The sequence below is a fragment of the Georgenia sp. G2120 genome (assembly GCF_055326485.1).
On the sequence record NZ_JBUZNL010000023.1, the window covers coordinates 1 to 20,604 of the forward strand.

The 20,604-nt window shown below is 73.0% G+C and carries 18 protein-coding genes and 1 tRNA gene; 7 read left to right on the forward strand and 12 right to left on the reverse strand.

The window, feature by feature from the left end; translation table 11 throughout:
- Positions 1 to 844 (forward strand): IS30 family transposase (locus tag ACZLMO_RS16305; protein WP_463654279.1); only part of this gene is annotated, 844 nt, incomplete at its 5' end.
- 118 nt (positions 845 to 962) lie between these two features.
- Here the strand turns inward: ACZLMO_RS16305 and ACZLMO_RS16310 are convergent.
- Both ACZLMO_RS16310 and ACZLMO_RS16315 read right to left on the reverse strand, forming a co-directional pair.
- On the reverse strand, positions 963 to 1,865 hold the full coding sequence (locus ACZLMO_RS16310) for a phosphotransferase (RefSeq protein WP_463654339.1): 903 nt from the start codon (positions 1,863 to 1,865) through the stop codon (positions 963 to 965).
- Positions 1,866 to 1,956: 91 nt separating this feature from the next.
- A complete protein-coding gene (locus ACZLMO_RS16315; RefSeq protein ID WP_463654340.1) occupies positions 1,957 to 3,141 on the reverse strand; it encodes an FUSC family protein in 1,185 nt (394 codons plus the stop codon).
- A gap of 221 nt (positions 3,142 to 3,362) precedes the next feature.
- Here ACZLMO_RS16315 and ACZLMO_RS16320 point away from each other — a divergent pair.
- Positions 3,363 to 3,438: transfer RNA gene (locus ACZLMO_RS16320), tRNA-Arg, on the forward strand.
- 129 nt (positions 3,439 to 3,567) lie between these two features.
- Positions 3,568 to 3,915, forward strand: a complete 348-nt coding sequence (locus tag ACZLMO_RS16325) for a YtxH domain-containing protein (protein WP_463654341.1) — start codon at positions 3,568 to 3,570, stop codon at positions 3,913 to 3,915.
- A 204-nt stretch (positions 3,916 to 4,119) separates the two neighbouring features.
- Here the strand turns inward: ACZLMO_RS16325 and ACZLMO_RS16330 are convergent, their stop codons facing one another.
- The 4 genes from ACZLMO_RS16330 to ACZLMO_RS16345 all read right to left on the reverse strand — a co-directional run bounded on the left by ACZLMO_RS16330 (position 4,120) and on the right by ACZLMO_RS16345 (position 7,908).
- Complete coding sequence (locus tag ACZLMO_RS16330; RefSeq protein WP_463654342.1) at positions 4,120 to 4,806, reverse strand: DNA alkylation repair protein; 687 nt, start codon at positions 4,804 to 4,806, stop codon at positions 4,120 to 4,122.
- 290 nt (positions 4,807 to 5,096) lie between these two features.
- Positions 5,097 to 5,345: a hypothetical protein gene (locus tag ACZLMO_RS16335; protein WP_425714971.1), complete on the reverse strand. Its 249-nt coding sequence runs from the start codon at positions 5,343 to 5,345 to the stop codon at positions 5,097 to 5,099.
- Positions 5,346 to 5,824: 479 nt separating this feature from the next.
- On the reverse strand, positions 5,825 to 6,613 hold the full coding sequence (locus ACZLMO_RS16340) for a response regulator (RefSeq protein ID WP_463654343.1): 789 nt from the start codon (positions 6,611 to 6,613) through the stop codon (positions 5,825 to 5,827).
- Complete coding sequence (locus tag ACZLMO_RS16345; protein WP_463654344.1) at positions 6,610 to 7,908, reverse strand: sensor histidine kinase; 1,299 nt, start codon at positions 7,906 to 7,908, stop codon at positions 6,610 to 6,612. The genes ACZLMO_RS16340 and ACZLMO_RS16345 overlap by 4 nt, the downstream gene beginning before the upstream one ends.
- A 102-nt stretch (positions 7,909 to 8,010) precedes the next feature.
- On the opposite strand from ACZLMO_RS16345, the gene ACZLMO_RS16350 reads away from it, so the two are divergent.
- A complete protein-coding gene (locus ACZLMO_RS16350; RefSeq protein WP_463654345.1) occupies positions 8,011 to 8,883 on the forward strand; it encodes a GAP family protein in 873 nt (290 codons plus the stop codon).
- Between the two features lie 12 nt (positions 8,884 to 8,895).
- Here ACZLMO_RS16350 and ACZLMO_RS16355 read toward each other — a convergent pair whose 3' ends face one another.
- Entirely contained in the window at positions 8,896 to 9,795 is a 900-nt protein-coding gene (locus tag ACZLMO_RS16355) for a hypothetical protein (protein WP_425714975.1), read from the reverse strand.
- Positions 9,796 to 10,008: 213 nt separating this feature from the next.
- The gene (locus tag ACZLMO_RS16360; RefSeq protein WP_425714976.1) at positions 10,009 to 10,611 is read right to left on the reverse strand and encodes a helix-turn-helix domain-containing protein; all 603 of its coding nucleotides are present in this window, start codon (positions 10,609 to 10,611) and stop codon (positions 10,009 to 10,011) included.
- Positions 10,612 to 10,724: 113 nt separating this feature from the next.
- On the opposite strand from ACZLMO_RS16360, the gene ACZLMO_RS16365 reads away from it, so the two are divergent.
- Positions 10,725 to 11,759, forward strand: a complete 1,035-nt coding sequence (locus ACZLMO_RS16365) for an NAD(P)/FAD-dependent oxidoreductase (RefSeq protein WP_463654346.1) — start codon at positions 10,725 to 10,727, stop codon at positions 11,757 to 11,759.
- A gap of 177 nt (positions 11,760 to 11,936) precedes the next feature.
- Positions 11,937 to 12,344 (forward strand): DUF6157 family protein, encoded by a 408-nt coding sequence (locus ACZLMO_RS16370; protein ID WP_463654347.1) that lies wholly within the window; start codon positions 11,937 to 11,939, stop codon positions 12,342 to 12,344.
- A 46-nt stretch (positions 12,345 to 12,390) separates the two neighbouring features.
- Here ACZLMO_RS16370 and ACZLMO_RS16375 read toward each other — a convergent pair whose 3' ends face one another.
- The 4 genes from ACZLMO_RS16375 to ACZLMO_RS16390 all read right to left on the reverse strand — a co-directional run bounded on the left by ACZLMO_RS16375 (position 12,391) and on the right by ACZLMO_RS16390 (position 19,728).
- Positions 12,391 to 13,299 (reverse strand): arginase family protein, encoded by a 909-nt coding sequence (locus ACZLMO_RS16375; protein WP_463654348.1) that lies wholly within the window; start codon positions 13,297 to 13,299, stop codon positions 12,391 to 12,393.
- 16 nt (positions 13,300 to 13,315) lie between these two features.
- Positions 13,316 to 15,061: a pyruvate dehydrogenase gene (locus ACZLMO_RS16380; protein ID WP_463654349.1), complete on the reverse strand. Its 1,746-nt coding sequence runs from the start codon at positions 15,059 to 15,061 to the stop codon at positions 13,316 to 13,318.
- Between the two features lie 122 nt (positions 15,062 to 15,183).
- The gene (locus ACZLMO_RS16385; RefSeq protein ID WP_463654350.1) at positions 15,184 to 16,014 is read right to left on the reverse strand and encodes an HAD hydrolase family protein; all 831 of its coding nucleotides are present in this window, start codon (positions 16,012 to 16,014) and stop codon (positions 15,184 to 15,186) included.
- 84 nt (positions 16,015 to 16,098) lie between these two features.
- The gene (locus tag ACZLMO_RS16390) at positions 16,099 to 19,728 is read right to left on the reverse strand and encodes an efflux RND transporter permease subunit (protein ID WP_463654351.1); all 3,630 of its coding nucleotides are present in this window, start codon (positions 19,726 to 19,728) and stop codon (positions 16,099 to 16,101) included.
- A 175-nt stretch (positions 19,729 to 19,903) separates the two neighbouring features.
- Between ACZLMO_RS16390 and orn the strand changes: the two genes are divergently transcribed.
- Positions 19,904 to 20,566 carry an oligoribonuclease gene (gene orn / locus ACZLMO_RS16395; RefSeq protein ID WP_463654355.1) on the forward strand — a complete coding sequence of 221 codons (663 nt, stop codon included), beginning with the start codon at positions 19,904 to 19,906 and terminating at the stop codon, positions 20,564 to 20,566.
- The last annotated feature ends 38 nt before the right edge of the window (positions 20,567 to 20,604 follow it).

Consider the following 20,604-nt stretch of genomic DNA (forward strand, 5'->3'; position numbering starts at 1 on the left):
CAGGCCCAGGCCCGGCAAGTTGACCGGCGATCGCCGCCGCGGGGTGACCTCGGGTCGCGGCCGGCTATGGCCCCTGGTGCGGGACAAGCTCGAACAGCGGTGGTCTCCGCAGCAGATCGCACACTGGCTTCGTCAGGAGTATCCCGACCGGCCGGAGCGATGGGTGTCCCACGAGACGATCTACCAAGCGATCTACTACCAAGCTCGTGGCGGGCTGCGCAGCGAGATCGCACGCCAGGTCGCACTCCGTACCGGGCGGACCAGGCGGCGCCCCCAGTCCCGCCTCGCGCGGGCGGCACACTCGGGCAAGGCCTGGACCCATGGCCTGAACATCAGCACCCGGCCGGCCGAGGTCGAAGACCGGGCCGTGCCCGGGCACTGGGAAGGTGACCTGATCATCGGTGCGCGTAGCGCGTCGGCGATCATCACCCTGGTCGAGCGTTCCACGCGGTACGTCATGCTCGGCGCTCTACCGGAGAGCAGGGTCTCCGAGCAGGTGATCGACGTGCTGATCGAGACGATGGGCCGCCTGCCGGCCGAGCTGGCCGCGACTCTGACCTGGGATCAGGGCGCTGAGATGGCCAAGCACGCCCACTTCACGCTGGCGACAGACTGCCGGGTCTTCTTCTGCGACCCGCACTCGCCCTGGCAGCGAGGCTCGAACGAGAACACCAACGGCCTGCTGCGGCAGTACTTTCCCCGCTCGAGTACCGACTTCCGCACCTACGCCCAGCGCGACCTCGACGCCGTCGCCCGCGAACTCAACACACGACCACGCATGACACTGGGCTGGCAGACTCCAGCGAAACGACTCAACGACCTACTCGTTGCAACAACCACTTGAAACCGCCTTGCGGTTCGGAGCCCCAACCGCACTCTCGATGAGGCCGGCCGTCCGGTCGGTACCCGTCGAGAGTGCGGTTCGGAGCGGCGTCGAGCGCCCTGCCCACCGCACCGGGCGATCAGCCCCAGCCACCCGCCAGCGCGGACTCGAGCAGCCGCAGTCCTTCGGCCTCGTAGTTCTCGTCCCCCACCTGGTGCGCCCACACCGCCGTGAGCACGGCCTGGCGGACGAGCTGCCGCCGCCACGTGGCGGGCTCCCGCGGGTCGCCTCCGTACCCCTCGACGAACGCCTGCTCGGCACCGGCGACGTCGACGAACTCAGAGGTGCCAAGGCGGTAGAGGTCCTCCTCCGCCGGCCGCAGCTCGAACCGGCCGAGGTCGATGACACGCACGAGCCCGTCGTCGATCAGCCAGTTCCGCGGCTGGTAGTCGCCGTGGCTGGGGACGAGGACCGACGGCGGGGCCGGCCATGCCACGACGAGCTCGCGCACGCGGTCCGCGCTCGCGGCCGGGATGCGGTGCGGTGCGTCGAGGCGCGCGAGGACCTTGGCGTTGAGCCGCGACTCGTACTCGGTGTCTGGCTCGGTGTGCTGCGCGTGGAACGCGGCGAGCAGCTCGCCCGCCTGCCGGTAGGTCTCCGGGTCCGACGCCGACGGGTCACCGAGGACGAGCCGGCCGGGCAGGTACTCGGTGACGAGGAGCTTCGCGTCGGAGTCGCCGCGAACGAGCCTGGCCGCGCGTCCGCCGACGATCCAGGGCTCGGTCCACCCGTCGTGCGCGCGCAGCTCACGGGCGATGTGGGAGTCGGTGGCGCCACCGGCCTTGACGACGAGATCGCGGCCGGCGTGACTCACGCGCAGCACGGTCGTCCCGGAGATCGCCCAGCTCATGTCCTCGTCGACGACGGCGCCCGGGAGCCACTCCCGCAGCAGGTCGAGCTGCCGGCGGGCGAGTTCCGGGTGATCGGCGGCGAGGGACGACGGCGCGAGGCGGGCGGCGTCGTCGCAGTGCCTGGTACCCACGCACCGATGGAAACAGGACACGACGACGACGGTCACGCGATTTCGCGCCCCGGCGGCCACGGGCACGGAGCGGCCGCCCGACGGCGCGAGGTCAGGCCTCAGGGTTCGGGGCACCCGCCTCACGTGCACGGCGAGCCGAGGCGACGTCGTCGACCACCTCGGCGATGTGCCCCAGGCTGGTGATGAGCGAGCCGTACACCGGCCACGACGTCGGGGGGAGCTGTCGGTCGCGGCTCAGCTCGGCCGACAGCGTCTCCAGGCGGTCGGCGACGGGCTCGACCTCGGCGTCCGGGTCGGCGACCGCGCGGCCGCAGTCTCGCACGATCCCTACCCAGCTCTCACGGAAGTGCTCGTCCCACTCGCCCTGGGCGTACGTGGCGTTGTACAGCGTGCGTGAGAGGTTCCGCAGGGGCGAGACCCCCTCGTCGAGGCGCGGCAGGATGTCCTCGTAGCCGAGCCGGACGCCTCGGCGCCCCTCGACGTGGCGCTCGGGGAGGAACAGCCGGACGTTGCCTCGCCTGCTCTCCCGGGCGAAGCCGACCGATTGCCACGCCACGTCGACGGACCTGCTCATGGCCTCGGTCGCCTCGAACCAGTCGGTCGCCCGCTCCGTGTCCCAGCCCTCGGTGAACTCGTCCGCCATCTCGACGAGCACCTCACCCATCCGTCGGTTGATCGCATCGACGTGGCGCGCGGCCTGGGTGTCCCGCAGCGGTGGCACGACCAGCAGGTTGACGGCCACGCCGACGACGACGCCGAGACCGACCTCGAGGATCCGGTCGAGCAGGAGCGGCGCCTGGTCGTCGAAGCCGGTGCCGAGGACGAAGATCGCCGTCGTCGCGACGGCCGTCCCCTCGTCCCGGATCCACGGGGCACGCGCGACGGCGAGGCCGACCAGGATCGCGAGCGCGAACGTCCACCCGTTGACGCCCAGATAGCTGCCGATGAGGAACGACATCCCGACACCGAGCGCCGACGAGAGGGTGAGCTGCACGCCGCTCGACATCGACCGGTACACGGTGGCGTGGACGGTGAGCAGAGCGGTCCAGGGCGCCAGGAACGGCAGCTCGGAGTCGAGCACCGCGACCGACAGCCACCACGCGCCGGTCGCGGCGACGACACCCTTGAGGATCTGGAGCAGCTCGGTCGTGAGCTCGGGCCGCGCGAGAAGCTCACGCAGCCGGCTGCCCGAGCCCTCCCCAGGACGTCCGCGGGTGCGTCCGCCCCGGCCCGGCCCGCCCGGTCCAGCGGGCACCTGCTCCTTCGGCGGCGACATGTGATCCTCTCGGGTGCACGACAGTCCCGGCGGAGTCCGTACCGACCTCGAGGTCCGCAGCTCGGACGGGACATCCGGCGCCACGGTCGCACACCCCTGGTGCGCGCGCCCGTCGAGGACACCGTGCTCGGCACAGGATCCCTCCGCGCCCGAGGATCGGCCGATCCGCCGACAGCGAGACACCTAGACTGTCCCGGTGGCGGCCGGCCGTGGCCACCCACGCCTCCATAGCTCAATGGATAGAGCACCGGCCTTCTAATCCGTAGGTTCCCGGTTCGAGTCCGGGTGGGGGCACCATGCCCGCGCGACGCCGCGCACAGGTGCGGGCACCGCACACGATCGCCCGTCGCGTCAGCCATCGTCGCGCGCCAGGACGCCGATCCCCCTAGGCTCGTACCCGTTCCCGAGTCATGAGGAGGCAGTCAGATGAGCAAGGTGTCGTTCCTGGTCGGACTGGGCGTGGGGTTCGTGCTCGGCGCACGCGCCGGCCGCGGTCAGTACGAGAAGATGAAGCGCCAGGCCACGCAGATCTGGGAGAACCCCAAGGTCGCGGAGGTGCGCGAGCAGGCGGCCGAGAAGGCCGAGGAGCTCGCGAAGCACGCGCCGGGCGCTGCCGCCTCCGCCGCACGCACCGCGAAGGACAAGGTGGGTGAGGCCGTCGAGGAGCGTCGCGAGCGCTCCGCCGGCGACGACGCAGCACCCGAGAGCACCGGGCCGTCGCCCGCGGTCGACGCCGGGATCAAGGACGCGCCGAACCGCGCCGACACCGCCTGAGGCAGTCAGCACCGATACACGCACGACGACGCCGGGCTCCCGCGAGGGGGCCCGGCGTCGTCGTCCGTCCGGAGGCCCGTTCCTGGCCGGAAGCTCGGCTCTCAGCCGCACTCTCCACGGACGGGATTCACGCGCAACGCCGACGAACCGCAATCTCGACGCGCACCAACCGCAATCTCGACGGAAGGGCTACGGTCAGGCGCCTCACCGGCGGACCATCTCGTTGATCCATTCGGGCGCGTAGGGCGAGGTGCAGTTCGGCGGCGTCGGGTAGTCCTTGAGGACCTCGAGCCGCTCCCCGATGCCGAGCGACCGCGCGCGCAGGTCAGGGTTCTCGATCCCGATGTGCGCGAGGCAGGTGTTCATCGCCCACTGGAGCCGCTCGGGGGCGTCCTTCATCCGGGCCTCGATGACGTCGAGCAGCCCGCCGAGGTCGAGCCCCTCCGGCGACTTCCTGATCCGGACCGAGGTGAGGTCCCAGCCGGCGCTCTCGACCACCGGGTCGGGGTCGGTCAGCCAGCTCACCCGCAGGTCCTCGACGTGCGAACTCTTGCCGACCACGTAGCTGACCAGCCAGTCCTGGACCTTCGGGGTGCGGGCGTCACGCAGCATCGCGTCCAGCTCGTCACGCTCGAACGCCTTCGGCCGGCACACGAGCAGCGCGAGCAGTCGGGCGGCGGTGTCCTCGGTCGCCCAGAGGTCCGTCGCGAGCTCGTGCCGGGTCTTCAGCCGCTTGGCGATCGCGCGCAGCTTCGTCAGGTTGACGCCGTGGTCGTCACCGTGGCGCTCGTTGACGGCCCGCATCCGCGGGTCCTCGAGCTCGCGGAGCTCGGCGAGCAGGCTGTCGACGCCCTCCTCGGGCGCGGCGGTCGGCGTGGTCGCGGTCGCCATCACGGCTCCTCTCCTGGGTCCTCGCCCCAGTATGCGCGCAGGCCCGCCCCGGTCACGGTGGGTGCGAGTCACCGTGCCCGGGGCGGGCCTGCGGGGATCCGTGCGACGTCGGGCACCCGACGTCGCACAACGGCGACGAACCGCAATCTCGACGAGCACCAACCGCAATCTCGACGAGGAGGATCCGGTCGGGCGCCCGGGCGGCCGCGTCGACCGCGCCGGACGATCCCCGACGACGAGCTGCGTCGTCGCCGAGGGTCGCCGTCCGGCTCGCCGGACCGCGACCCTGCTCAGCGGGCGTCGGCCCGCGCGAGGACGTAGCTCGTCGACGCGGCCTGCGCCCCGCGGTGCGTCCGGTCGGCCGAGATGCGGTCCCCGACCTCGTCGCGGACGATCGCTGACAGGGTGCGCCGGGCGGCGGCCGCGACGCGAGCGCCCACGGACGGACGGGGAGTCGGCCGGGACGTCCGCGGCACGACCGTCGCGACGTGCCGACGGATCGCCTCGGGGCAGACGACGGTGGTGGTTGCTGTGCTCATGATTCTCCAACCCGAGCGGCGCGCATGAGCGCGCCGAGGTGCATGCCCGCCCCTGCGGGCGGAGGAGATGGGCACGACGTCGAACCGCGCGGCTGCGCGGATGGTGGTCGTCGTCGCCTCGTTCGCGGTCGCTCGTGGGCGACCGGGGCCGTTCAGCGGTGTCGGCTAGGCGAGGCGGAGAGCCCCGCCGTGCGCCGACGCCGGACCAGTGCCGGTGGCATTCATCTGATCCTCCTTCGCGTCGTGCGGACTGGCGGGTGGTGAGACCGCCGGGATCGTCCCGGTCGGTCTCACAGGGACAACTTCACCAGGCCGTGCACGCGATGTCAGGTCTTTTTCCCGACGACGGCCTACCGTCCGCCGTTCGTCCCATTCGACCACCGAGCACCGACATCGAGAGCGCGAGGTTCCCTCGGCGGGGGCTGCGTCCCGGCCGGCCCGGACGAGGGGCGGTCCGGCGGTCCGGACGGCCCCGGCGATCAGGCCAGGCCGGCCTCGCGGGCGACGATTGCCGCCTGCATCCGCGAGGCGACCCCGAGCTTGGCGAGCACCCGTGAGACGTGGGTCTTCACCGTCGCCTCCGCGATGAACAGCTCGGCGGCGATGGCCGCGTTCGACAGCCCCCGCCCCAGGGCGGCAAGTACCTCGCGCTCGCGGTCCGTGAGGTCGACGCCGATGCCGCCGGGACCACCCGGACCGCTCGCACCAGGGGGCCCGCCTGCTGCAGCTGAACCTGAGCCGTCGTCGACCGCGCCACCGGCGGCGCCGCCGGCCGCCGCACCGCCGACCGCCCCGAGACCACCGCCGCCCACTCCGGCACCAAGCCCTCCCCCGCCCTCGCCCCGCAACCCCGGTCCGACGAACGCCGCGAGCACCCGGCGCGTGACCTCGGGGGCGACGACGCCGTCACCGGCCGCGACGGTCCGGACGGCGTCGATGAGAGCCTCGGGCTCCGCGGTCTTGAGGAGGAACCCGGCCGCGCCGGCGCGCAGGGCGCCGAACACCACCTCGTCGACGTCGAAGGTCGTCAGCACGAGCACCTGGGCGAGGTCCTCGCCGACGATCGTGCGCGTCGCCTCCACCCCGTCGACGCCGGGCATCCGGACGTCCATGACGACGACGTCGGGCCGCAGCGAGCGGGCGTTGAGGATCGCGGCGCGACCGTCGGCGGCCTCCCCCACCACCTCGACGTCGTCGGCGGCGTCGAGCAGGAGGCGCAGTCCCCCGCGGATCGCGGCGTGGTCGTCGGCGAGCAGCACCCGGATCATGCGGTTGCCTCCGTCACGGCGTCGTCCCCGGCGGCTTGCCCCGGTAGCTCGGGGACTCCCGTCGTTCCCGCCGGATCGGTCGGCAGATCGGCGCGGACCTGCCACACGCCGTCACGGACCCCGGCGTCGAACGTGCCGCCCATCGCCTCGGTGCGCTCGCGCATCGAGAGCAGCCCGATCCCGGGGGACGGCGTCGCGAGATCGACGTCGGCCGCGCGGTCGTCGCGCAACTCGTTGGTCACCACGAGGGACAGTGTGCCGCCGGTGCCCTCGAGCTCGAGGTGCGCGTCACCGGCGCCGTGCCGCAGCGCGTTCGTCAGCGCCTCCTGGACGATGCGCAGGGCCGACTGCGCGACCGGCGTCGGAGCCGTGACCGCGACGCTCCCGTCCGGGGCGAGCACGTGCGGGTCGACGGTGAGGGCGAGCCCCGCGTCCCGGGTCCGCTCGACGAGCGCCGGGAGCTCGTCAAGTCCCGCGGGCGACGCCCACGGCTCGTCGGACCCGGAGCGCAGGAGCCCCACCATCGTCCGCATCTCCTCCAGAGAGGCCACTGCCTCGCGCCGCACCGCGGTCAGTGCCGCCCGGTCGCGCTCCCCGTCGGGCGGTACCGCGAGCGCGGCCCCGGAGTGGATGCCGATCGCGGACAGGTGGGAGGAGATGACGTCGTGCAGGTCGCGGGCCATCGACGTCCGCTCCTCCCGGACGGCGTCGGCCCGCTCCCGCTCGGCGGCCAGGGCCACGGCGTCGGCACGCTCCGCCTCGAGCCGCGCCTTCTGCGCGGAGACCTCGGCGAGCTCGTGCCCGCGCCGCACCTCGGTCGCCCACCAGATCGGCATGACGCCCAGTCCGGCGACCTGGAGCACGGTCGAGATCCACACGCGCGAATCGCTCTCACCGATCGCAGTGCCGACGCCGGCGAGCACCGCCACCACCCCGACACCGACGAGCAACCCGATCCGCATCCGCCGCGACCCGACGAGCGCGGCATGGTGGATGAGCTCCCAGATGACGAGCAGCATCGCCACGCTTCCACCGAGCGCGAGGTCGACGAGGAGCAGCAGCGTCCCGACGACGAGCGACCCGCCCGCGTGGAGGCTGCGCAGTGCGACGACGGCGCTGCCCGCGACCAGTGTGACGACGAACCACCACGGCGAGATCGACCCGGCGTCGGCCCCGTAGACCGACGGCAGGTTCGTCAGCGGGTAGAGCCCGAGCCCGAGCGTGAGGAGCCCGATGCCGACGACGAAGCCGGCGGCACGCACGTCCTTGGTCCGGTCCGGGGTCACGGGGTCCATCCCAGCACGCCCGCCTTGTCGAGAAGGTCCGTCGAAGGATGTACCCGTTCGTCGCTCCGTTCGACGGACGCGCACGCGAGGGCCACCCCGGAGACTGGCGTCATGGACTTCCTCGGATCCTTCTCGGACGGCGCGATGTCGCAGCCGGCGCTCGCCGGTGTGCTGGCCGTGCTCGCGCTCATCGACTCGACGAGCTTCGGCACCCTGCTCATCCCGGTGTGGCTCATGCTCGCCCCCGGCCGCCTGCGCCCGGGGCGCGTGCTGGTCTTCCTCGGGACCGTCGCCGGGTTCTACCTCGCGGTCGGGATCGCCGTCATGCTCGGCGCCGACGCCTTCCTCTCCGCCTTCGGCGACCTGCTGTCCGGACGGCCCGCGGGGGTGGTCATGATGGTGCTGGGCGTCGGACTGGTCCTCCTCAGCTTCGCCCTCGACTCCCCTGCCGCCAAGCGCCGGGCAGCCGAGCAGGCCGAGCACGGTGGCGGTCGGATCGGCCGGTGGCGCGAGCGCGCCATGGGGGTCGAGTCCGACGACAACGCTGCGCGGGGCGGTGGCGTGGGCAGTGCCGTGAACGGTCGGCTCAGCACCGGGTCCGTGTCATGGTCCGAGTCGGCCCTTCCCACCTCGACGACGACGCGCGGGCGCGGATCGGTCGGCGCGCTCATGGGCCTGGCCCTCGCGGCAGCGGCCATCGAGGTGGCCTCGATGCTCCCCTACCTCGCGGGTATCGGTCTCATCTCCACCCAGGGGCCGGGCTGGCCGACATCGGTGCTGTGGCTGGCCGCCTACTGCCTCGTGATGATCACGCCGGCGCTCGTCCTGCTCACGGGCCGGCTCGTCGCCGCTCGTCAGCTCGACGGACCGCTGCGCAGGCTCGACAGCTGGCTCACGCGCAACGCGGCGTCGACCACCGCGTGGGTCGTCGGCATCGTCGGCGTGGTCCTCGCGCTCAACGGGCTCCAGCAGTTCCAGGGCTGAGCGGCGCCCCACCTACTGGACCGGCTCCCAGCTGCCGCAGCGGTTCGAGCTGAAGGCGACGTCGGAGGCGGCGATGGTGACGATCGACCCCGGGTTGCTCGTGAAGTCGTTGGCGATGATGTCCGACAGCTCGCCCGACGTGCCGGCGAGGCGCTCCCAGTAGCACCCGTCACCGGTGCCGGTCGACCGGTACGTTCCCGGGGCGATGTCGGTCCCGACCAGGTGGGTGCCCGCACCGAACGAGGCGGAGTCGATCTCCTCCTCCACGGCGCCGACGGCGACCTCGCGCTCGCCGACCTCGGTCTCGCGCTCGCCGATGTCCGTCTCACGTTCGGAGATCTCGGTCTCACGGGTGTCGAGGCCACTCTCGCGCTCGTCCAGGCCCACCTCACGCTCGTCGAGGCCGGCCTCGCGCTCGTCGTGCCCAGCCGTCGCGTTGTCGAGGTCGGTGAGCGCCTGGTCGCGCTCCGCGGTGACGTCGGTGACCTGCTGCTGCGCGGACGCGAGGTCGCCCTCGGTGGTGCCGAGCGTCGTCAGTGCCTCGTCCCGCTCGGACTCGGCGGTGGTGAGCCGGCCCTCGAGGCCGGCGTACTCCTCCGATGCGGTCGGGTCGGCGGTCATCCGTCCGCCGAGGAAGCCGGCGACCAGGGCGAGCGCCGCCACGAGGGTGGCGAGGGCGACGATCCGGGCGCGGCCGCCGCGGCGCGCCGGGGAGGTCGCAAAGGGCGCGTCGTCGGCCGGGTCTTGCTCGGTGGCGGTGGCGGTGGCGGTGGCGCAGCCGTACGCCGGGGCGTCGGCGTGGCCCTGACCGGCGTCGGGCGCGTAGGTCGGCGTGTACACGGGGGCGTAGGTGTCGGCGACGTCGCCGTTCGTCGAGGACGGCGGCACGCCGTCGGGGAAGGTGTCAGGCACGGGGGCTCCCTGGCTGATTCGGGTGGGGGGACGACGCGTCCGGGGGAACGCGTCGATGCCAAGGTATGGACCATCACCGACATCGAGAGCAGTTGACGAATCGACGCGCCCCCTGCCCAGCACTCTCGACAGGAAGCCGGACGCTCCGAACCGCAATCTCGAGGAGAGCTGCGCAGCCAGTCTTCGCGCTGAGCCGCACTCTCGACCAACTGGTCAGTCCTGAGGCGCACTCTCGACAGAAGGGGCGGCGCGGAGGTGCGCCCGCTCCCCCTGCTTGCCGATGAGGCTGAGGTACTCGACAGGTCCGTCCGGGGTGGCGCCGAACCAGTGCGGGGTGCGGGTGTCGAACTCGGCCGCCTCGCCCGGCCCGAGGATCATGTCCTGCTCACCGAGCACGAGGCGCAGCCGGCCGTCGAGGACGTAGACCCAGTCGAACCCCTCGTGCGTGCGCGGCTGCGGGACCTCTCCCGGCCGGCCGGCGGGCCGGACGAACTTGTAGGCCTGGATCCCGCCGGGACGGCGCGAGAGCGGCAGGACCACCGCGCCGTGGTCCCCGGCAAGGGGACGCATGTTGATGCGCGGGTCGCCGGTCGGCGGGGCGTCGACGAGCTCGTCGAGCGTCACGCCGTGCACCCGGGCGAGCGGAAGCAGCTGCTCGAGGGTGGGCCGGCGCAGGCCGGACTCGAGGCGGGACAGGGTGCTCGCGGAGATCCCGGTCCGCTCGGCGAGCTCCGCCAGCGTGACGTCGCCACGCTGCCGGAGGCGGCGCAGCCGCGGCCCGACGGCGTCGAGCGTGTGGTCGAGGTCGGGTGCCATGCCCCCAGTTTGCCATTCGGCAACTCTGCTTGCCATACGGGAAATGGCCGCGCAGGCTCGTCAGCACACCGACTCCCGGGGCGAGCGCCCCGCCGACGCATGTGAGGACCACCATGACCACGCCCGACCGCACCACTTCGCCCACGACGACGACCACCACCCCGTCCGATCCCGCCACGAACGACGACACCCTCCCGACGACGAACGACTCCCCCTCCCCCGCGACCTACGACGCCGTCGTGGTGGGCGGTGGTGCGGCCGGGCTCAGCGGCGCACTCATGCTCGCTCGCTCGCGGCGTCGCGTGCTCGTTCTCGACGGCGGCGAGCCCCGCAACGCCCCGGCCGACGCCGTCCACGCACTCATCGCCCTCGACGGCACACCGCCCCTCGAGCTGCTCGCCCGCGGGCGGGCCGACGTCGAGCGGTACGGGGGCGAGATCCGGCCCGCGAAGGTCCGGGACGCCCGGCAGGACGGCGACCTGTTCGTCGTCACCACCGACGACGGCTCGACGGTCCGCGCCCGCAGGCTGCTCCTCGCCACCGGGGTGCTCGACGAGCTGCCCGAGCTGCCGGGCCTGCGGGAGGGCTGGGGTTCCGACGTCGTGCACTGCCCGTTCTGCCACGGCTGGGAGGTCCGCGACCGCGTCATCGGCGTGCTGGGCTCCCGTCCGATGGCCGTCCACCAGGCGCTGATGTTCCGCCAGCTCTCCGAGCGGGTCCGGCTGTTCGCGTGGGACCTCGAGCTCGCCGCGACCGACCGCGAGCGACTCGCCGCCCGCGGGGTCGAGATCGTCACGGGCACGCCCGATGGCATCGTGCGTGAGGGCGGCCGGGTGTCGGGCGTACGGATGGATGACGGGCGAGTCCTCGAGGTCGGGGCGGTGACGGTCCAGACCGTGCTCCACCCGCGCCTCGAGCCGTTCGCGGCGCTCGGCCTCGAGGTCGCCGAGAACGTCATGGGCACCGCGGTCGCAGCCACCCCGACCGGCGCGACGAACGTCCCCGGCGTATGGGTGGCCGGGAACCTCGCGGACGTGTCGATGCAGGTGGGTGCCGCTGCCGCGCAGGGGGCGCTGGCCGGGGGCCACATCAACGGCGACCTCGTCATGGCCGACGCCGACCTGGCGGTCGCAGCGGCCGCCGCCTGACGGTCGCGCGCCTCGAGGCGGGTCGGGCGGGGCCGCCGGGCCGCCGCGGCCTGCCCGGCGCCGCCTCCCAACCGCAATCTCGGTGAGAAGGTCCTGATCTCGCCACGGATGTCGGCGGCCCTCGCTAGCCTCCGACCACACGGCCCCGCCCCGGGCCCGACGGACGGACGGCACCCCATGGCGACGCACTCGACCGACTACCGCGACACGCTGATCACCCCGGCCCCCGACACCCGGGCGACGCACCCGACGGAGCCGCCGACCGGGAAGGGCACGGTCGCGGAGCTGCAGTACGAGCGGCTCGCACCGACCGACTACGCCCTCACCAGCGACGAGCTGCTCCTCGACGTCCACATGGTCCGCCGCGGGATCCCCGCGACGGACGTCGACCGGGCGCGGGAGGAGTTCTTCTCGAAGGGGCAGCCGTGCCTGCGCGCCTCGCCGCTGACGAAGACCTACGGCTGGGCCGTGCACTTCGACGCCGAGGGGCGCATCGCGCTCGTCGAGCCCGGCTCCGACCGCTACGACGAGCTCGTGGCCGACGAGTCGGTGACGAAGCGACCGGCGATGCGGTCCTCGCGGTGAGGCGACGACGGCCGGGAGGAAACTCGCGTGCGTCGGTACGCGTCCCTCAGGCGAGTGCTCGGACGGTGGTCCCGACGAGTTCGACGAGGTGGGCGGCGTCGTCGCCGGCCGGATCCTGGTCCGGATCATAGATCGCCATGCTCAGGCCGAGGCAGCCGCCCTCCGCCCCGGCCGCCGTCATCGCTACGGCAAGCTGGCCGAGGTCCAGGCCGTCGGGCTCGTCGGGGTAGTCGGGCAGGCCCTGCGCCGGGACGACTGTCGGGTCGAGGACGTCGACGTCGACGTGGAGCCACCACCCGTTCGTCCGCTCCCGCAGGTGGCGAGCGGCGTCACGGGCTGCACCACCGGGATCGGCACGCATCGACGTGAGATCCCGCGACCATACGCCGAGGTCGGCGAGGCTGCCGACGTTGAACCGCCGCCGCCAGTCGGCGTCCCGCTGCCCCAGCAGGCACAGCGAGTCGGTGTCGAGGGCCGGGAGCGGGACCCCGAGCCCGTCGCGCAGCGTTCGCCCGGTCAGCCCCAGGAGAAGGCCGACCTCGCAGTTGGCTGCCTCCCCGTCCTCGACGACGTCGAGCGGCATCGTGTCCTCGTGGCCGTCGAGCAGCAGGAGCCCGGGTGCCCTCCACGTCTCCGCCAGGCCCCCGACGACGCCGAGCAGAAGCGAGCAGTCACCGCCGACGACGACCGGGAATCGACCAGCCGCCACGGCCGCCCGGGTCCGTCGGGCGAGCTGGTCGATCATGGCGAGGAGGGCCGGTTCGTTGAGCAGTCCGGTCGACGGTCCACGTACCGCCTCGAACGGGGGCAGGTCGAGGTCGTCGGTGTCCTGCACGGCGTTCGGGCGCATCGACTCGGCGATGCCGTGCTCGCGCAGCGCCGCCGCGGCGCGCGCCTGGTGTCCATCGCGGCCGTAGCCGTCGAACGGGACGCCGATCAGCTCGATCGTCGTCATGATCCACTCGTCCCGGCTACGGCCGCGGGATGTTGCGCAGGTTCGAGCGCGCCATCGACACGACCTCGCCGGCGCCCTTGGTGAAGACGATCTTGCTCATCGCGGTGGCGAACCCGAAGACCTGCTCGCCGGTGATCGACGGCGGCAGCGAGAGCGCGTTGGGGTCGGTGACGATGTCGAGCAGCGCCGGACCGGGGTGGGCGAGCACCTCGGCGATGCCGGCCTCGAGCTCCTTCGGGTCGGCCACCCGCACGGCGTGCCAGCCCATCGCCTCGGCGATCGCGGCATAGTTGGTCGACGGCACGTCCACTCCGTGGTCCGGCAGCTTGTCCACGAGCATCTCGAGCTTGACCATGCCGAGCGTCGAGTTGTTGAAGAGCATGACCTTGACCGGCAGCTCGCACTGGACGGCGGTGAGCATGTCGCCCATGAGCATCGACAGACCGCCGTCCCCGCTGAACGCGACCACCTGGCGGTCCCGGTCGGCCACCTGGGCGCCGAGCGCGTGCGGGAGGGCGTTCGCCATCGACCCGTGCAGGAACGAGCCGATGACACGGCGCCGGCCGTTGGGGGTGACGTAGCGGGCCTGCCACACGTTGCACATGCCGGTGTCCGCGGTGAACACGGCGTCGTCGGCGGCCGCCTGGTCGATGAGCGAGGCCGCGTACTCCGGGTGGATCGGCACGAGGTCCTCGGCATTGCGCGTGTAGGCGCCGACGGTCGAGTCCATCAGCTTCTCGTGCCGCTTGAGGGTCTTCTTCAGGTAGGAGCGCGAGCGCTTCGCCGCCACGCGGTCGAGCAGTCCGCGCAGGAACGGGCCCACGTCGGCGTGGACGGGGAGGTCGACGCCGGTGCGCCGTCCGATCACCTCGGCCCGGCGGTCGACCTGGATCGTCGTCGGCCCGTCGGGCAGGAACTGGTCGTAGGGGAAGTCGGTCCCGAGCAGGAGCAGCAGGTCGGCGTCGTCCATGCCCTCCGCGGCTGCGCCGTACCCGAGCAGACCGGTCATGCCGACGTCGAAGGGGTTGTCGTGCTGCACCCACTCCTTGCCGCGCAGCGAGTGGCCCACGGGCGCGCCGATCCTGTCCGCGAGCTCGATCAGCTCGTCGTGCGAGCCCCGCACCCCGGCGCCGGCGAAGATCGCGACCCGCTTGGCGTCGTCGATCGCCTCGGCCGCGGCGTCGAGCGCCGACTGCGCGGGCTCGAGCGTGCCGCGCACGGTCGGCACGTAGGCGGGTGCGTCCGCGGTGGCCTCCTCGTCCGCGACGTCGCCGGGCAGGGTGACGACGGCGACGCCGGGGGCGGCGAGCGCGTGCGTGATCGCGGAGTGCACGATCCGCGGCGACTGGGTGGGCGTGCTGACGAGCTCGCTGTAGACGGAGCACTCCGTGAAGAGCCGGTCGGGGTGGGTCTCCTGGAAGAACTCCTGGCCGATCTGCGGTGTGGGGATGTGGCTGGCGATCGCGAGGACGGGCGCGCCGGACCGGTTGGCGTCGTACAGGCCGTTGATGAGGTGGAGATTGCCGGGACCGCACGATCCCGCGCACACCGCGAGCTCACCGGTGATCTGGGCGTCCGCGGCGGCAGCGAAGGCCGCTGCCTCCTCGTGGCGGACGTGGATCCAGTCGATGCCGCCCTCGGCGCTCCCGCCGGTGCGGCGGACGGCGTCGACGATGGGGTTGAGGCTGTCACCGACGATCCCGTAGATGCGCCGCACCCCCACGGCCTGCAGCTGGGCGACGATCTGGTCGGCGAGCTTCACGGGGCAGTCCTCCTCGGGCCCGTGGGCACCCCGACTCCGGCCGCCGGGCCACGGGTCGTTCGTCGTCCCGCCAGGCTACGGCCCGGGCGCACGCCTCGCGCGTCGGGGCGACGCGGGCGCGGTCAGAGCAGGCCGAGCTCGGCGAACGCGCGGGTCAGGCCCTCGCGCTCGGGTCCCGGCGCCGTCCGGTCGGCGGCGGCCAGGACACGCGGGTCGGACCCCTCGATGGCCACGCCGATGCCGGCCTCGCGCAACATCTCGAGGTCGTTCATGCCGTCGCCGAAGGCGATCGAGTCGGTCACGTCGGCACCGAGGTGCGCGAGCGCGGCCCGCATGCCGACCGCCTTGTGCATACCGGCGAGGTAGAGCTCGCCGGACGAGGGGTGCAGGCCGGGCACGGAGGCCTCGAGGGACAGGACGGCCTCGCCGGCCTCGCGGGCGAGCTGGTCGTTCGGGACCCCCGACTCGACGACGACGGCCTTGGCGAAGGGGCGGCCCCTGAGGTCGTCGACGACGGACATGCCGGCGAGGATGTCGGACGGCCCGGAGTGCCTCGAGCCGTCGACGGAGGCCTCGTGGCCGGCGACCGCCGCGCTGACGACCTGCTCCGCGTGCCGGTTTCCCAGGAGCGCCCCAGGCGTCTCGAGCACGAAGGTCACGTCGTAGGACTCGAGCACGTCGATGAGCCGGTCGCCGAGCTCGACCGGGAACCGCTCGTCGGCGACGACCTCGCCGTCGACCTCGACGTACGCCCCGGCCGTGGCGACGTACCCGTCGAAGCCGGCGGCAGAGATGCGCTCGGGGAGCATGATCCGGGGTCGCCCCGTGCACAGCAGCACCCGGTGGCCGGCCGCACGGACGGCCTGCACAGCCCGCACGTGGCCCGGGGGTACCTCGCCCTGGTGGGCGTAGGTGCCGTCGACGTCGAGGAACACGATCTTGCTGTCGGTCATGGTCCGATTCTCCCCCGACGGGCCGTCGACGGCACAGCCGTCCGCCGGTCGGCGGCCTCCCCCGACGGCCGGCAGACGCGCCCCTCAGTCGGCGGCGTGCTTGCCGCCGCCGGAGTCGTCACCCTCGTTCAGGACGTGGGCGTCGTCCGGCGGTGCCGCCGCGTGGGCCCCGGAGGTGGAACCGTCGGATGGCTTCCGCCCCTCGCCGGCCCGGGCACCTGACGCGGGGGCCGATCCAGCGTCCGTACCAGCCGCGCCCGCACCAGCCTCGGCCTCGCCGGCGCCGGCATGCACGAGCACGGGGGCGTCGTCGTCGCCGACCCGCTCCTCCTCGCGGACCCGGGCCGCTCCCCCGCCGGCGCGCAGCCGCTCGAGCTCGGCGCTGGGCGCAGCGGTGTCCTCGCCGCGCTCCTCACGCGCCGCCACGACCTTCTCCAGCCGGGCGATCTCCTTCTCCCGCGCCCGCCGCTCGCCGCGCCCCTCGGTCAGCTCGTAGAGCACCGGGACGAGCAGCAGCGTGAGGATCGTCGAGGTGATGAGGCCGCCGATGACGACGATCGCGAGCGGCTGCGAGATGAACGCACCGCCGCCCGTGATGCCGAACGCCATCGGGATGAGCGCCATGATCGTCGCGGCCGAGGTCATGAGGATCGGGCGCAGGCGGTGCCGCCCGCCCTCGACGACCGCCTCGCGCAGGTCCATTCCGGCCGTGCGGTACTGGTTGATGAGGTCGATGAGGACGATCGCGTTCGTCACGACGACGCCGACGAGCATGAGCGCACCGACGAGGGCCGCGACCCCGAGCGGCGTGTCCGTCAGCCACAGCCCGAGAATCGCGCCGGTGGCGGCGAACGGGATCGACACGAGCAGCACGAGCGGCTGCACGAGCGAGCGGAACGTCGCCACCATGACGAGGTAGACGAGCGCCACGGCGAGCCCGAGCGCGAGGAAGAGGTTGCCGAACGCGTCCTCCTGCTCGGCGCTGACGCCGCCGATCTCCACGCTGACGCCCTCGGGCTCGTCGACCGAGTCGAGCGCCGTGGCGAGCTCGGCGTTGACCGTCTGCAGGTCGGCGATCTCGGTCGCGGCGGTGATCGACGCCGAGCGGAGTCCGTCCTGGCGGGTGATCGAGGCCTGCTGGCGCTCCTCAGCGACGTCGGCGACGTCGTCGAGCACGAGCGGCGCCTCCGGGGACCCGCCGAGCGGCAGAACGCTCAGCTCGTCGACGGTGGCCGGCGCCTCCCCGGAGAACAGGACGATCGGGAGGGTGCCGTCCTCGGTGTCGACGTCGCCGGCCGGGAGGCCGTTGATCGCCGCGTAGGCGATGCCGCCGACGGCGGACTCGGTGAGGCCGAGCGAGGCCGCGGCGGACCGGTCGACGGCGACCTGGATGAAGGGCAGGTCCGAGGCGAGCGAGCTCTCGACGTCGCGCAGCCCGTCGATCCCGGCGATCGCCGCCTCGACCTCCTCGGCGGTGGCGGCGACGTCCTCGCCGTCGGCGCCGGAGACGATGACCTCGACCCCGGAGGAGAACCCGCCGGCCGAGCCGGGCGCCACGGTGACGGTGCCGGCGTCCTCACCGAGGGCCTCGAGCCGCTCGCGGACGTCGTCCTCGACGGCACCCGCGTCGGCGTCGACGTCGAGCGTCACCGAGAAGGTGACGTCCTGCGCCATGCCGAAGGCCGCCATCGCGGGATCGGCCGACCCGACCGTGACCTGGTAGCTCTCGACCTCCTCGACGTCGGCGAGCACGTCCTCGACCTGCTGGGCGGCGGCGTCCTGGGCCTCGAGCGTGACGCCCGTGGGCAGGTCCTGGGTGACCGAGATCGCGTTCTCGCCCGTGTCACCGATGAAGTCGGTGGGCAGGCGGGTCGCACCGAACACGGTGGCCGCCATGAGGACGACGGCGCCGCCGATGGTGAGCCAGCGGTGCCCGAGGACGCCGCGCAGCGAGGAGACGTAGCCGCGCTGCAGGATGCTCCTGCGCTCCTTCTCCTCCGCCTCGACGCGGGCGGTGGCGGCGCGCTCGGGGTCGACGGGCGTGCGGAGGAACCAGTAGGCGAGCACCGGGACGATCGTCAGGGCGACGAGCAGGGACGCGCCCAGTGCGAGGGCCACGGTGAACGCGAAGGGGCGCAGGAGCTCGCCGACCATGCCGCCGACGAGGCCGAGCGGGACGAACACGGCGGCGGTGGCGACGGTCGCGGACGTGACGGCGCCGGCCACCTCCTTGACGCCCGTGAGCACGGACTGCCGCTTCGACGTCCCGTAGGACTGATGCCGGGCGATGTTCTCGATGACGACGATCGAGTCGTCGACCACGCGGCCGATCGAGATCGTCAGCGCCGCCAGCGTGAACATGTTGAGCGAGTAGTCGGCCACCTTGAGCGCGAGCAGCGCGACGAGCAGCGAGAGCGGGATCGAGATCGCCGTGACGGTCGTCGCGCGGATCGAGCGCAGGAACAGCAGGATGACGAGGACGGCGAACGCGAGGCCGAGCACGCCCTCGACGGCGAGGTCCTCGATGGACTGCTGGATGAAGACGGCCTGGTCGAACGCGACGACGAGCTCGCCGCCGTCGCCGAGGGAGCCCTCGAGCTCGGGCATGAGCTCGCGGATCTGCTCCGAGATCTCCACCGTGTTGCCGTCGGGCGTGGCCGTGATCGCCAGCCCGATGCTCGCGACCCCGTCGGTGCGGGTGAGCGACGTGGCGGGCACGTCCTCGACGGCGACGTCCGCGACGTCGTCGATCGTCACGACCTCGTCCGGGGCGGGTGCCTGGGGCGCCTGCTCGGCGCCGTCACCTGCGGTCGGTGCCTGCCCCGGGTCGGTGGGTGCCTCCCCCGGGTCGGTGGGCGCCTGCCCCGGGTCGGTCGGTGCCTGGCCCTGGTCGGTCGGCGCCTGCCCCGGTTCGGCGGGTGCCTGGCCCCCGTCGGCAGGGGCGTCCCCGCCCGCGGCGCCGCCCGACGACGAGTCGGCGACGAGCGGGAGCCCCGCGATCTCCTCGGGAGACGTGAGGCGGCCACCGGCCTGGATCGTCAGCTCGCTGCCGTCGGACTCGATGGTGCCGGCGGGGGTGACCACGCCGTTCTCGTCGAGCGAGCTCGTGATGGAGTCGAGCGTGAGGCCCTCGGCGGCGAGCGCCTCGGGGTCGACGTCGATGGCGACCCGCTGCTCGGTGATGCCGGAGAGCTGGACCTGGCGGACGCCGTCGACCCGCGAGAGCTCGGGGACGAGCACCTCCTCGACGCGCTGCTGGAGCTCGGCGACGTCGGCGCCGCCCGTGGCGGCGAGCTGGATGACCGGGAGGTCGTCGACGGAGCCGGCGATGACCTGGGTCTCGGCGTCCTCGGGGAGCTGCTGCTCGACCCGGCCGAGGGCCACCTGGAGCTCCTGCTGCGCGGTGAGAATGTCGGTGCCGTACTCGAGCTCGAGCATGACCGCCGAGACGCTGGGACCGGACTGGGACGTGGTGCCCTCGAGGCCGGGGACGCCGCGCGCCGCCTCCTCGACCACCCCGGTGACCTGGTCCTCGACGATCTCCGGGGAGGCGCCGGGCATCGTCGTCACGGCGGCGACGATCGGCAGCTCGAGGTCGGGGATCAACTCCTGCCGCAGCGACGTCGTCGCCCACAGGCCGGCGAGCACGGCGATGATCGTGGACAGCGCCACGAGAGCGCGGTTGGACAGCGAGAAGCGGGCGAGGTTCGCCACGGGCGTGCTCCGGGAGGTCGTCGGGGAGGGGATCGCGCCGGACCACCGGCCGCGCCGTCGCTGAGTCTAGACACCGCGTCTCGTCTGGTGGCATCAGCCGAAGGATTGACGGTGTGGTCGTCGGTGTGACGTACGCCGGGACCGCGCCGCCGCCGTCGTCCGCGCCTACGATTCCCTGGTGACTGCTGCTTCCCGCGCCAAGGACCCCATCGTCTGGATCGACTGCGAGATGACGGGCCTCGACGCCGAGCGCGACTCGCTCGTCGAGGTCGCCGTCGTCGTCACCGACTCCGAGCTGACGCCGCTCGACGCCGGGCTCGACCTCGTCATCCGGCCGCGCCCCGGCACGGTGGAGACGATGGACGAGGTGGTCGTCGAGATGCACAAGGCCTCCGGCCTCATCACCGAGCTGGACGACGGCCTCGAGATGGCCGACGCCGCGGAGCAGGTCCTCGCCTACGTCAAGCGGTTCGTGCCGGAGAAGCGCCGCGCCCCGCTCGCCGGCAACTCGGTGGGGACCGACCGCGTGTTCCTCGCGCGGGACATGCCCGAGCTGGTCGAGCACCTGCACTACCGGATCATCGACGTCTCCTCGATCAAGGAGCTCGCCCGCCGCTGGTACCCGCGGGCCTACTTCCAGTCGCCGCAGAAGAACGGCGGCCACCGCGCGCTCGCCGACATCCTCGAGTCGATCGACGAGCTGCGGTACTACCGCGCGGTCCTGTGGCCCGAGGGCGAGGGGCCGACGACCTCCGAGGCGCGCGCCGCCGCCAAGGCCGTCTCCGACCACCCGACGAGCGCCGCGATCACCGAGCTCGCGAAGCCGTCGGACGCGTAACCACGCCCGACGACGAGACCCTCTGACCCGGTGCCCCG